The 12742-nt window shown below is 70.2% G+C and carries 14 protein-coding genes; 1 reads left to right on the top strand and 13 read right to left on the bottom strand.

What is annotated here, in order from left to right; genetic code table 11:
* Positions 1 to 35 precede the first annotated feature (35 nt).
* The 6 genes from KG111_RS05375 to rplS form a co-directional block, all read right to left on the bottom strand.
* Positions 36 to 1796: a Tad domain-containing protein gene (locus KG111_RS05375; RefSeq protein ID WP_205291715.1), complete on the bottom strand. Its 1761-nt coding sequence runs from the start codon at positions 1794 to 1796 to the stop codon at positions 36 to 38.
* Positions 1797 to 1848: 52 nt separating this feature from the next.
* Positions 1849 to 2235, bottom strand: a complete 387-nt coding sequence (locus KG111_RS05370; RefSeq protein WP_205291716.1) for a TadE family protein — start codon at positions 2233 to 2235, stop codon at positions 1849 to 1851.
* Positions 2236 to 2490: 255 nt separating this feature from the next.
* Positions 2491 to 2799 carry a DUF2469 domain-containing protein gene (locus tag KG111_RS05365; protein ID WP_205291717.1) on the bottom strand — a complete coding sequence of 103 codons (309 nt, stop codon included), beginning with the start codon at positions 2797 to 2799 and terminating at the stop codon, positions 2491 to 2493.
* Positions 2800 to 2809: 10 nt separating this feature from the next.
* A complete protein-coding gene (locus KG111_RS05360; RefSeq protein WP_205291718.1) occupies positions 2810 to 3487 on the bottom strand; it encodes a ribonuclease HII in 678 nt (225 codons plus the stop codon).
* Positions 3488 to 3497: 10 nt separating this feature from the next.
* Entirely contained in the window at positions 3498 to 4421 is a 924-nt protein-coding gene (gene lepB, locus KG111_RS05355; protein WP_249666313.1) for a signal peptidase I, read from the bottom strand.
* Positions 4422 to 4504: 83 nt separating this feature from the next.
* On the bottom strand, positions 4505 to 4867 hold the full coding sequence (rplS, locus tag KG111_RS05350; RefSeq protein ID WP_205291719.1) for a 50S ribosomal protein L19: 363 nt from the start codon (positions 4865 to 4867) through the stop codon (positions 4505 to 4507).
* 191 nt (positions 4868 to 5058) lie between these two features.
* On the opposite strand from rplS, the gene KG111_RS05345 reads away from it, so the two are divergent.
* Positions 5059 to 6279: a Fic family protein gene (locus KG111_RS05345; RefSeq protein ID WP_205291720.1), complete on the top strand. Its 1221-nt coding sequence runs from the start codon at positions 5059 to 5061 to the stop codon at positions 6277 to 6279.
* A 109-nt stretch (positions 6280 to 6388) separates the two neighbouring features.
* On the opposite strand, the gene KG111_RS05340 is transcribed toward KG111_RS05345, so the two are convergent.
* The 7 genes from KG111_RS05340 to KG111_RS05310 all read right to left on the bottom strand — a co-directional run bounded on the left by KG111_RS05340 (position 6389) and on the right by KG111_RS05310 (position 12707).
* Positions 6389 to 7642, bottom strand: coding sequence for an ammonium transporter (locus tag KG111_RS05340; protein WP_205291721.1), 1254 nt, complete (start codon positions 7640 to 7642; stop codon positions 6389 to 6391).
* A gap of 120 nt (positions 7643 to 7762) precedes the next feature.
* Positions 7763 to 8998, bottom strand: a complete 1236-nt coding sequence (trmD, locus tag KG111_RS05335) for a tRNA (guanosine(37)-N1)-methyltransferase TrmD (RefSeq protein WP_240195761.1) — start codon at positions 8996 to 8998, stop codon at positions 7763 to 7765.
* Complete coding sequence (rimM, locus tag KG111_RS05330; protein ID WP_249666312.1) at positions 8995 to 9570, bottom strand: ribosome maturation factor RimM; 576 nt, start codon at positions 9568 to 9570, stop codon at positions 8995 to 8997. The genes trmD and rimM overlap by 4 nt, the downstream gene beginning before the upstream one ends.
* Before the next feature lie 98 nt (positions 9571 to 9668).
* Positions 9669 to 9908: an RNA-binding protein gene (locus KG111_RS05325; RefSeq protein ID WP_205291722.1), complete on the bottom strand. Its 240-nt coding sequence runs from the start codon at positions 9906 to 9908 to the stop codon at positions 9669 to 9671.
* A 4-nt stretch (positions 9909 to 9912) separates the two neighbouring features.
* Positions 9913 to 10395 carry a 30S ribosomal protein S16 gene (gene rpsP, locus KG111_RS05320; RefSeq protein ID WP_205291723.1) on the bottom strand — a complete coding sequence of 161 codons (483 nt, stop codon included), beginning with the start codon at positions 10393 to 10395 and terminating at the stop codon, positions 9913 to 9915.
* 190 nt (positions 10396 to 10585) lie between these two features.
* Entirely contained in the window at positions 10586 to 11656 is a 1071-nt protein-coding gene (locus KG111_RS05315; protein ID WP_249666311.1) for an amidohydrolase family protein, read from the bottom strand.
* Between the two features lie 82 nt (positions 11657 to 11738).
* Entirely contained in the window at positions 11739 to 12707 is a 969-nt protein-coding gene (locus tag KG111_RS05310; protein WP_205291725.1) for a hypothetical protein, read from the bottom strand.
* Between the last annotated feature and the right edge of the window lie 35 nt (positions 12708 to 12742).

Below are 12742 nucleotides of genomic sequence, written 5' to 3'. Positions count from 1 at the left end.
TCCACAAAGCGATGGACGACAGCGGTCAGACGGCGTTACTCCACCAAGCGAACGTTGTTGCAGACGGGACGATCGTGCATCGATACCTCGGCGACGCCGACCTTGGCTCCGATAGCAGCAAGAACCGGGTCCAGAAGCGTGATCAGCAACGGATTCACAACAGATGTCAGCAACGGCTCCACAAGCCCGGTCGTGATCTCGTTGAGCGCCGCGGAGAGGTTGGTTCCCAACGCGTTGACGAGCGCGTTCTGACCGTTGCTCAAGGTGACGACCGGAGCACCGAATCGGATCACGTCGCCCACCCCGTCTTCAGGCACGATCAACGTCTCGGGTAGCCCCTCAGAACTTGGAAAGTCCACCTCATACGATCCTTCAGCCACCCCCACCCCGAGCAGACCGAGCGCGACGTCCAGCCGCACGGCAGCAAGGCCCAGCACCCCGCCGAGGGTCGCCTTCAGCAGTGCACCGACGCCGTTGGGGAACCCCGCCGGGTACTTCAGCGGGATCCCGAGGTTGAGGAGCAAGAAGATCGGGTCCAACACATCAAGGAATCGATCCGGGGTGACCTCGAGGTTCAGGTGAGATGGCGGAGCCGGTTTGAGCGAGACTGCACCCGTCCTCACGTGGAGGGTTGCGGCATCCGGATTGCACCCCAGTGCATCGAGTCGCGCCGTCGCTTCGCCGATCTCAAGGTTCACGCCTAGGCGTCCGCTGGTCAGGCCGCCCGGCAGATCAGAGCCTGGCAGGTCCACCTCCAGGTCGATTGCGATCTGTGCAGAGTGCGCCTGTACGTCCTTACGCCCGCAGACGGTCTTCGGGGGTTCGGTGATGCGAACCTTGGCGCCAACGACACCCAGGACCTCGCCGTCGATTGCCAAACCCGCGGGTCCTTCCTGCGCCATACCTGCGGCTACGACTGCAGCACTAACGAGGTCCAACACATTGATCGTGGCAGCAAGGGCATTGAGGTCCACCCCCGATTCGACACCGAGGATGTCGCCGATCCTGACGCGGACATCCTCGACGCCGATCTGAACGGCCCGAAGCACGTTCGCAGCGGCCACAGAATCCCTCCCCACGATGTCCGCAGCGGCAACGAGAAGGTCACCAAGACCGACAGCGGCCGTAGCGAGCTCCGAGGTGGACCCGACGTTTAGTTCCGCCATCAGGTCCACGAGGGGAACCGAGACACTTCGGAGATCAACCAATCCGTCGTAACCCACTGCATCGAGCTTCACCCTGAGGATGTAGTCCAAGAGCGGACTCAGCGCTCCGCCAGAGGTGTCGAGAGCGAGGGTCTTGGTCCCTACGGCGAAGCAGACCGAGGGGTCGGACCGCGTCGCCACGGCGGATCGCTGGGCCGAGCCCGACCGGTTGTCCCCGAGCACCCCTGCGAAGGCGAAGGCGACCTCCGACCTCGCGAAGACGCGAACTCCCTCTGCGATGTCGTCTGCTGCCTCTGCGGGCTGCCAGGACGAACCTGCTCGCTTGACGAACTCCCAGCAGACTCCGGATCTGGCGCTGACGCCTCTGCCTTTGTCCAAACACTCCTTCACCGTCAAGGGTATTCCTATGGAGTCCGAGTTGCGGCGCAGGTTGTTGTTCAGCGCTGTTGTCAAAGCGTCGGGATCTTGCTCTTGCACCGGCTTGTCGCTCTCGAGCAGCCAGGCCAGATCGAGAGCCGCGATGTCGGCCACGGTCTGCATGTCACGGCGGAGCACGCGTTGTTGCCCCAGGTCGACTGTGAACGCAGCAGAGACGAGAAGGACCCCGCTCATCATCACCGCCACCAGCACGGCGGTGACGCCACGGTCGTCCCTGCGTCGTGGATGCCAGCGGCGAGCCAAGTCAGCTCACCCGAGCCACAGCGGTGTAGGACAGCGTCCTGGGGAACACGAACTTGCCGCCGCCAGGGATCGGGAGCGGAATCTTCTCCTCGAAGGGCAGGTTCACCGTCACCGTCGCGCAATCTGCCGTTCCGTCGTTGGTGCACGGGTCCACAGAAGCCTCGACTGCGACGGCACACGTGTCGGCATCGGAACGGCAGAGCGCGTCGCGTGCGGCACTTGCTGCAGCCGCTTCTCGTTCTTCGTCCCCGCCTACAGCGACTGCCGCAGCACGCGCTCCCTCCGCGGCAGCCTGACTGACCGCCTGCCGGTCGTTGAGCATGAACCCGAAGTCGATGATCCCGAAGACCAGGATCAACAACACCGGCACGATCAGCGCGAACTCCACGGCCGCAGCGCCGCGCTCCCGGCGCGCACGTCCCCCGCGCCCCACACGACTCATCTCGGCCGGCCTCCCCGCCATCACTTCCCCATGCCTGCCCCCGAGCGGCACCGTCGGGGTCGAACAGTAATGGTCGTCACGACGACGGCGGAACAGATCCCGGGTCATTCTGCCCGGACGGAGTAGTCCGTGTAGTCCATTCGAACCAGGCCGCCACCGGGACCCGGCGATCCGCGATCGACGCCGCGGGAGCGCCCGGCGTCAGGACTTGGGCAGCTCGAGGTCGGAGCCGGCGAGCTCCTCGACGTTGACGTCCTTGAAGGTGAGCACCTTGACGTTCTTGGCGAACCGCGCGGGCCGGTACATGTCCCAGACCCAGGCGTCGGCGATGGTGACCTCGAAGAACACGTCACCGCCCTCGGAGCGCGCCTTCACGTCGACGGTGTTGCACAGGTAGAACCTGCGGTCCGTCTCCACGACGTACTTGAAGATGCCGACGACGTCCCGGTACTCCCGGTAGAGGTTCAGCTCCTGCTCGGTCTCGTACTTCTCGAGCTCCTCGGCACTCACGGGCTCGACTCTAGCCGTCCATCTCGGCCAGCGGCTCCAGCCCGGCCGCACGGCGCACGTTGACGAACCGCATCCGGTGCACCGGTGAGGGCCCGTGCTCGGCCAGCGCCGCGGTGTGGGTGGCGGTGATGTAGCCCTTGTGCGTCTTGAAGTCGTACGCCGGCCACTGCGTGTCGAGCTCGAGCATGATCCGGTCCCGGGTGACCTTGGCGAGCACGGACGCCGCCGCCACGCACGCCGCGACCCGGTCGCCCTTCCAGATCGCCAGCCCAGGCGCACCGAGCCCGTCGACGGGGAACCCGTCGGTGAGCACGTAGGCGGCCGGCACCTCCAGCTTCGCGACCGCCCGGCGCAGCGCTTCGATGTTCGCCACGTGCATGCCGAGCCGGTCGCACTCCTCGTGGGAGACCACGACGACCGACCAGGCCACGGCGCGGCGCACGATCTCCTCGTAGCAGCGCTCCCGGGCGGCCGCGGTCAGCAGCTTGGAGTCCGCCAGGCCCGGGATGATCCCCGCCCGGCCGCCGGGCAGGATCGCCGCGCCCGCCACCAGCGGTCCGGCGCAGGCACCGCGGCCGGCCTCGTCCACCCCGGCGATGGGCTCGAGGCCGTGGCGACGCAGCGCGCGCTCGTAGCCGTAGATGCCGGCGTCGCGTCGTACCGTGGCTCCCTTGGGCAGGATCGACATCGCGTCTCCGTCAGCGGGCGGCGAGCTTCTCGGCGCGCTTCACCAGGTCGGCTGGCGGGGAGGCCGGGATGCTCTTGAACGTCTCGGGTCGTCCGATCCAGCGCCAGCGGTCCTGCGGCCAGATCAGCAGGAACACCTTGCCGACGACCAGGCGGGTGTCGACCCACGGGCTCTCGGTGCACGGGTCCTCGTCGGGGCCGCACAGGTGGGCCCGCGAGTCGGCGGAGTGGCCGCGGTTGTCGCCCAGCACGAACAGCTTGTTCTTCGGCACCGGGCCGACGGTCCACGAGCACGGCCGGGCCAGCGCGGTCTTGCGCTGGGTGATCCAGTCGTCGACCGGCGCGTCGCAGGCACCGGGGTCGGGGCCGAGATAGCTCGACTCGTCCAACGCCTTGCCGTTGACCTCGAGGCGACCTTCGTCGTCACAGCACACGATCACGTCGCCCTCGATGCCGATCACCCGCTTCACCAGGTGTCCGCCGGTCGGGTAGAGACCGACCTTGGACAGCAGGTTGGCGATCCCCGTCGGCGCGTCGAGGTCGGCGGGACCGAGCCACTGCCCGGGGTCCTCGAAGACGACGACGTCGCCGCGCTCCGGTGTCTTGCCGAACCAGTAGGACACCTTCTCCACCAGGATCCGGTCGTCCTTGACGAGGCCCGGCTCCATGGACTCCGAGGGGATGTAGAAGGCCTGCACGAACAGCGCCTTGATCAGCACGGCCAGCGCCAGCGCGACCGCCAGCAGCAGCAGGCTCTCCTGCCACACCGGCAGGTGCTTGCGCTCCTTGGCCTTGCGCCCGGGCCGTCCCGACGCCGCCTTCTCGACGGGCTCCGACCCGCTGCCCGAACCGTCCGACCCACTGCTCCTGCCCGGTCCACCGGCCGGATCGCCGGCCGGGATCCCGGCGTCGTCGTCGGCGTCGTGGTGGGTCACAGGGAGCGAGTCTAGGCGGGGCCTCCACCCGGGAAGCACGAAGGCCCGACCGGGAACCGGTCGGGCCTTCGGGGAGCGGCGGATCAGGCCTCGCGGCGCTCCTTGATCTTGGCGGCCTTGCCGCGCAGGTTGCGCAGGTAGTACAGCTTCGCGCGGCGCACGTCACCGCGGGTGACGATCTCGATCTTCTCGAAGATCGGGGAGTGCAGCGGGAAGGTGCGCTCCACGCCGACGCCGAAGGAGACCTTGCGGACGGTGAAGGTGCGGCCGACACCGGAGCCGTGCACGCGGATCACGACGCCCTGGAAGATCTGCACGCGGGAGCGGTTGCCCTCGACGACCTTGACGTGGACCTTGATGGTGTCACCGGCGCGGAAGTCGGGGACGTCGTCACGCTTGGCAGCGTTGCCGAGCTCGGTGACCAGGGCGGGGCTGGGCTTGCTCATGGTGTCTCCTCGCGAATGCCACAGGTCAGCCGCGGAACTAGGGGGGTGGGATCGATCTCGGTGCGCGGGCGACGATTCCCCTGTGGCAGAAGCGGCCGCAGCACCGACCCGTGATCCTCCCACAGCAGGCACGCGCGACGAAAATCCAGGACCGGGCGCGGCGGGTGCGCGCCACGGTGAAGGATGGACCCATGAGCGACGTCCCGCCCCTGCGCGACTGGGCGCCGCACACGGCCGAGGTGCGTTGGTGGCGCCAGCGTACGACGCGCGGCCCGCGCGTGGACCGGCTGGTCCGCGAGGTGACGGTGTCGCGGCCGCCGTACATCGCGGAGCGTGAGTACCCGATGGACCGTCCGTTGCGGGCGATGACCACGGCCAGCGTCGGCGACCTGAGCCACCTCGACCTGGTGCACGGCCGCACCCTCAAGGCGCTCAACCACCTGCAGCTGCGCACGGAGTCGGTGGACTCCTCGAAGATCGAGAACGTCGACGCCAGCCTCGCCGACTACGGCCGGGCGCTGCTCGGGTCCGGCGCGAACGCCTCGGCCACCTCGATGGCCTCGGCCACCGCCGCGCTGTCCCGGATGATCCGGGAGGCGGACACCACGCGGAAGGTGAGCGCGGAGGCGATGCTGCGCGCCCACCACGACCTGTTCCGCACCAACCCCGACGAGGCGCACCGCGCGGGACGCTTCCGCACCACCCAGAACTGGGTCGGCGGCAGCGACTACTCCCCCCGCGACGCGCTGCACGTGCCTCCCCCGCCGGAGACCGTGCCGGACTACCTGGACGACCTCTTCGCCTTCTGCAACCGCGACGACCTGCCGCCGGTGGTCCAGGCGGCGATCGCGCACGCCCAGTTCGAGTCGATCCACCCGTTCATCGACGGCAACGGCCGGATCGGGCGGACCCTGATCCACGCCATCCTGCGCCGCCGTCGCTCCACGCGGCACCTGACCGTGCCGATCGCCTCCGCCCTGGTCACGCACCGCGACTCCTACTTCGCAGCACTCAACGACTACCGCGCCGGCAACGCCAGCACGATCGTGGCGATGATGGCCACCGCCATCCGCATCGCCACCGCGGAGTCGTGGACCGCGGCCACCAACCTGCTCGCCACCCGGGAGCGCTGGGGCGGCGCGCTGCCCGAGGCCCGGCCCGGCAGCGCGGTGTTCCGGCTGCTCGACCTGCTCACCGAGCAGCCGATCCTCAACGTGGAGCTGGTCGAGCGGTCCGTCGGCCTGGGGGCCGACGAGGCAGAGGAGGCGATCGAGACCGTCGCCGCCGCGAAGATCCTCACCCGGGTACGACGCACCCGCAAGGCGCCGGTGTGGCTGGCCACCGACGTGCTGCACGAGGTGGAGGAGCTGAGCACCCGGATCCAGGACTCCGCGCGCCGGCTGCGTGACTGACCGCCGAGCGCCGGGCTGACCGAGCCGCCCGGCCGGCCCTCCCCGTCCGCCACAGACGCGAGCAGGCCCGCCCCGGAGTCCGGGACGGGCCTGCTGTGGCGAGGAGTGATCAGTTGAGCGCGTAGCCGCTGCCGTGCAGCACCAGGTCGATGCCGGCGACCTCGTCCTCCTCCTTGGCCCGGAAGCCGATCGTCTTCTGGATGATCGTGGCGAAGACGAAGGAGACGATGAACGAGAAGGCGATCACGGTGAGCGAGGAGAGCAGCTGAGCGAGGAACAGCTTGATCTCGCCGCCGAACACCAGGCTGCCACCGGTCAGCGCCTCGGCGCCGAAGATGCCCACCCACAGGCAGCCGATGAAACCGGCCACGAGGTGGATGCCCACCACGTCGAGGGTGTCGTCGAAGCCGAGCTTGAACTTCAGGTCGACGGCCAGGGCGCAGACGGCACCGGCGACCAGGCCGAGCACCAGGGCCCAGACGGGGGTCAGGAAGGCGCAGGCCGGGGTGATGGCGACCAGGCCGGTGACGATGCCGGAGGCGGCGCCGACGGCGGTGGCCTTGCCCTCCCTGATGGACTCCACGACGATCCAGCCGAGGAGCGCGGCGGCCGGGGCGATCAGGGTGTTGAAGAAGATCAGCGAGGTCTGGCCCTCGTCAGCGCCGTAGACGCCGGTGTTGAAGCCGTACCAGCCGAACCACAGGATCGCGGCACCGATCAGGACGAGCGGCACGTTGTGGGGCTGCGACTCCTCCTTGGAGAAGCCGACCTTGCGCTGGCCGAGGACCAGGGCGAGAGCGAGCGCAGCCGCGCCGGCGGACTGGTGGATCACGGTGCCGCCGGCCCAGTCGAGGGCACCGACGCCGAGGCCCCAGACGTCGGTGGCCAGCCAGCCGTTGGCGTCACCGTTGCTGTCGAGGCCCCAGATCCAGCGGAAGCTCGGGAACACCACGAAGATGGTGAACAGTGCCGCGAACAGCATCCACGGCCAGAACCGGGCGCGGTCGGCGACCGCACCGGAGACCAGCGCGACGGTGATGATGCAGAAGGCCACCAGGAACGCGTGGGCGCCGAAGGCGTTCTCCGCCTCGCCGCCGCCGACACCGGTCATGAGGTCGCTCATGCCGGGGTCCGCGAAGGGGTTGCCGAAGAGCTTCCAGCCACCGGTCGTGCCGTCGGTGATGCCCGTGCCACCGATCAGGACGTAGAGCAGTGCCACGACGGCGATCGAGCCGAAGCTCAGCATCATCATGGAGACGACGGACTTCTGCTTCACCAGGCCGCCGTAGAAGAACGCCAGTCCAGGCGTCATGAACAGCACTAGGGCAGCACAGATCAACTGCCATGAGAGATCGACGGACATGCGGTTTCCTCACTGAGACTCGGGAGTGGGCCGGCGGGCCGGGCAACATTGCTGGCCGCGTCTGGTGCCGATCCTGACGACCGCTCGTTTCGCCGAATCTCGGTCGAGGTTTCTTCCTTGTTACAGGTTCGTGCGTCGTGTATCGGGTCGGTGAACAGTCTTGGTCAGCACCACGGCGCCCGCCGGGGCCGGCAGGTTCGGGCGCAGCCGGAAGCCGGCCTTCCTGTACATCCGCTGGTTGCGCACGCTGCCGGCCCCGGTGAACAGCACGTACGACGTCACCGACGCCGGCGCTACCTGCTGGATGTGCTCGAGCAGGACCCGCCCGAGGCCGGAGCCCTGCAGGTCGGGGGCGACCATGATCCGCCCGATGTCCCAGGTGTCCTCACCCTCCAGCCGGCCGCGGACCGCCGCGACCAGCCGCCCGGCGCGGCGCACCACCCAGGTGTCCCACTCGGTCAGCCACGCCCGCACGTCGTCGAGCGACTCGTGCAGGGCCGGGATGTCGAGGCTGTCGTTGGCCAGCGCCTCCTGCACCCAGCACGCGCGCTGCAGGACCAGCAGCTCGGCGGCGTCGGCCGGCACCGCGCGCACGATCGGGGTGCCGTCGTCGAGCACCGAGGGCGCCAGCAGGTCCGGACGGCGCTCGGCGGTGCGTCGTACCGCCTGCTCGTGGCGCCAGCGGGCGACCTTGCCGTGGTCGCCGGAGCGCAGCACCTCGGGCACCTCACGACCGCGCCAGGTGGGCGGCTTGGTGTAGACGGGGTACTCCAGCAGCCCGCCGGTCTCGGCCGAGTGCGACTCCTCCACCAGCGACTCGGCGTTGCCCATGAAGCCGGGCAGCAGCCGCACGACGGCCTCGGTGATGGCCAGCGCCGCCACCTCTCCCCCGTTGAGCACGTAGTCGCCGAGGCTGATCTCGCGGACCTCGGCCCGCTCACGGGCGTGGTCGATGACGCGCTGGTCGATGCCCTCGTAGCGCCCGCAGGCGAAGACGAGGTGCTCGCGGGTGGCGAGCTCGGCGGCCAGCGCCTGGTCGAACGGCTCGCCGGAGGGGGTGGTGAACACGACGGTGGGGCGGCCGGCGTCGGCGTCGGCGTGGGTGTCGGCCGGCAGCAGAGCGTCGAACGCCTCCCCCCACGGCTCGGGCTTCATCACCATGCCAGCCCCACCGCCGTACGGCGTGTCGTCGACGGTGCGGTGCCGGTCGTGGGTGAACGAGCGCAGGTCGTGCACGCCGAACGCCACCAGACCCTTGGCCGCGGCCTTGCCGGGCAGCGAGAGCGCCAGCGGCGCGAAGAAGTCCGGGAAGATCGTCACGTAGTCGAGCCGCATGGCCGCCGCCGGTGCGCTCAACGGTCGTTCTCTCGGGCGTCCTGGTCGTCGGGGAACGGGGTCACCAGGCCGGGCCGGTCGGCGATGACCACCCGGCCGCCGGCCAGGTCGACCTCGGGCACCAGCGCGGCCACGAACGGCACCAGGCCCTCGCGACCCTCGGGGGTGCGGACCCGCAGCAGGTCCTGGGCTCCGTGGACCAGCCCGACGACCTCGCCGAGGTGGCGGCCGTCGAGGTCGTGGGCGGCGAGACCGACCAGCTGGTGGTCGTAGTACTCGTCCGGGTCCTCGGGTGCCTCGTCGAGGGGCACCTGGGCGTGCAGGACGACACCGCGGGCGCCCTCGGCGGTGTTGCGGTCACCCAGCTCGGTGAAGGTGACCAGCAGGGTGCCCTGGTGCCAGCGGGTGCGGGCCACGGTGAGCGTGGGCGCGGTGAAGGCCGAGCCGCGCGGGGCCTGCGCCCTCAGCACGGCGCCGGGCGCGTAGCGCCGCTCCGGCTCGTCGGTGCGTACGTCGACGGTCACCTCGCCGCGGATGCCGTGCGGCTTGCCGATCCGGCCGATCACGAGCTCGATGCTGTCCTGGCTGCTCACGCACAGAGGTTAGAGCGTGGCGCCGTGAACGTGCGAACGGGCGCCTCCCCGGTGGGGAGACGCCCGTTCGTGGTGAGGTCCTCAGACCTCGGTGAACCTCAGCGGCGGTCGGTGTCGACGAAGTCGACCCGGGTGCCGTTGCTGCCGGCCAGCGCCGAGATGACCGTGCGGAACGCGGTCGCGGTGCGGCCGCTGCGCCCGATCACCTTGCCGAGGTCGTCGGGGTGCACCCGGACCTCGAGCACCGAACCGCGGCGAAGCTGCTTGTCGCGCACGACCACGTCGTCGGGGTGTTCGACCACTCCGCGGACGAGGTGCTCCAGCGCGTCGGCGAGCATCTGCTCAGGCCTCGGCCGGCGTCTCGGCGGCAGCCTCGGCGGCCGGAGCCTCCGGGGTCTCCTCGGCGGGCTTGTCGGCCTTGTCGGCCTTCTTCTCGGACTTCTCGGACTTCTTGGTGGTCACCGCGGCGCCCTTGGGCTCCTTGGCGGCCTCCTTGAGGGCCTCGTTGAAGATCTCGAGCTTGTCGCGCTTGGGCTCCTTGACCTTCAGGGTGCCCTCGGCGCCGTCGATGCCCTTGAACTTCTGCCAGTCGCCGGTCACCTTGAGGATCGCCTCGACGGCCTCGGAGGGCTGGGCGCCCACGCCGAGCCAGTACTGCGCCCGGTCGGAGACGACGTCGATGAGCGACGGCTCCTCCTTGGGGTGGTACTTGCCGATCTCCTCGATCACGGCGCCATCGCGCTTCTTGCGCGAGTCGACGACGACGATGCGGTACTGCGGAACCCGGACCTTGCCCAGGCGCTTCAGACGGATCTTGACGGCCACGTTTGTGGTGTCTCCTTGAGAACTTGTGGTGGGTGAGGCACGGACGGCCAGGTGGGGAACACCGGTGCCCGGACTCGGACGGGTGCTGCGCCGCCCGGTTGAGAGGGTCCGGTCGACACAGAACTCAGTCGCCCAGTCTGCCAGACCACCCGTCCGGGTGCCGAATCGACCCGGGCGGACCTCTCCCGCGTCAGTAGACCCGGCCCCGCAGCACGACGTACGACGGCTCGGCGAGCACCGACGGGTCCTCGACCGGGTTGCGCGGGTAGACCACGAAGTCGGCGGGCGCGCCCTCGTCGAGACCACCGTTGAAGCCCAGCCACTCCCGGCCGCGCCAGGAGGCGGCGCCGATGACGTACTCGGCGCTCAGGCCCATCTCGATCATCGCCAGGATCTCCTCGTGCAGCACGCCGTGGCGGGTGGAGCCGCCGCCGTCGCTGCCGACGTAGAGCGCGACGCCAGCGTCGTGGGCGTTCATCAGCACCTCCCGGCGCCGCGCGTAGAGCTGCTCCATCGTGTGCGCGTAGTCGGGGAACTTCTCCCGCCCGGCGTCGGCGAACTCGGGGAACTTGGTGGTCTGCAGCACGGTGGGCACGAGCGCGACGCCTGCGGCGACCATCCGCTCGAGGTGCTCGTGGGTGAGCCCGGTGCCGTGCTCGATGCAGTCGATGCCGGCATCGAGCAGCGGGGAGATCGAGTCCGTGCCGAAGCAGTGCGCGGTGACCTTCGCGCCGTGGGCGTGGGCGACCTCGATCGCGTCCGCGACCGCGTCGGCGGGGAAGGAGGGCGCGAGGTCGCCGGCCTCCCGGGAGATCCAGTCGCCGACGAGCTTCACCCAGCCGTCACCGGCTCGGGCCTGCTCGGCCACGGTGTCGGTGAGCGCCTCGGGCTCGACCTCGTGGCCGTAGTTCTTGATGTAGCGCCGGGTCCGGGCGACGTGCCGGCCGCAGCGGATGAGCCGCGGCAGGTCCTCGCGCTCCTGCACCCACCGGGTGTCCGACGGCGAGCCGCAGTCGCGGGTGAGCAGGACGCCGTTGCCGCGGTCGGCCAGGGCCTGCTCCTCGATCTGCTCGTCGCTGATCGCGCCGCCGTCCTCGAGACCGAGGTGGTTGTGCGCGTCCACGAGGCCCGGCAGGATCCAGCCCTCCCCCGCCTTCTGCGCGCCCGTCGGCCGCTCGTAGGTGACGCGCCCGTCGAGCACGAACACCTCGCGCACCTCGCCGTCGGGCAGGACCGGGCCGGAGAACCGCAGTGCACTCACAGCGCGGACGCTACCAACGCCCACCGGCGTCGGCGGGGATCGTGGGGATCTGCGTGCACGGGGTGCGCGGAGATCACCACGATCACGGCCGCACCGGACCATCCGGGCACTCGGGGCAGCGACGCAGCGTCCCCCGCCAGCCTCGCGCGGCGAGGATCGCGCCCACGGCGGAAGCGGTGCGGCACTGGCCGCCGTACACCTGTCCCCACCCGAGACGCACCGTCAGCCGGTCGTCCTGCGTGGCCTCCAGGTCACGCGCCATGTCTCGGTCCCGATGCGGGATCCCGCTGTGGTGCATCCGACCGTCCAGCTCCACGATCGTGCCCAGGCCGACGTACTCCACGTCGCGGTAGGCCCGACTCCTTCCGGGGACCAGGAACTGCCTCGCGCCCGCAGGGAGTCCGTGCGCACGCTCCACCCGGTGCAGGTAGCCGTGCTCCAGCGCCGAGCAGGTGCCGGCAGCGACGTCCTCGACCAGGGCCGCGAGGAACCCGCGTCGCCGAATCCTGGCACGTCCAGCCAGCGCCGACCGGAGCTGCTCGGGACGTACCCGACGGGCGCCGACGGCGTCGGCCACGACCGCGACGGCGTCCAGCTCGCTCGCGGCGGCAGCCGCGAGGTCGAGCACCCACTGCTCCGGACGCTGCCGCGGCGGCAGCATCGACCAGTCGACGTCGCGGCGCAGGTGCCGGGTACGACGCACCGACACGCCGGGCGGCGCTCGCAGGTTGCGGGCGAAGTCGACGACGACCTCGATCGGTCGTCCGTCGTCGGCGCTGTCGCGGTGCCGCAGGTCGGCCGCGCGCCGGGCGCACTCGCCCGCCACTGCCGCCGGCCAGCAGGCCAGCACGGCGGCCCAGGAGCGCTGGTCCCACGACAGCGGTCCGGTGTGGTCGACATGGGTGCCCGGGTGGACCCGGGTCAGCAAGCGCCGGCGCAGCATCCGCGCGATGTCGTGGTCGGCGAGTCCGAGGGCACGCAGCTGGTGTCGCGCCACCACCCCGCTCTGCATGGCGAGCAGTGGCGCGAGCCGGTCCGGGGAGTCACTCACCGCGCCCACGGTGGTGGCCGGGCGAGGGTAGGACA

This window comes from Nocardioides faecalis (assembly GCF_018388425.1).
Lineage (GTDB): Bacteria > Actinomycetota > Actinomycetes > Propionibacteriales > Nocardioidaceae > Nocardioides > Nocardioides faecalis.
This window is presented reverse-complemented; position numbering and strand designations above follow the sequence as displayed.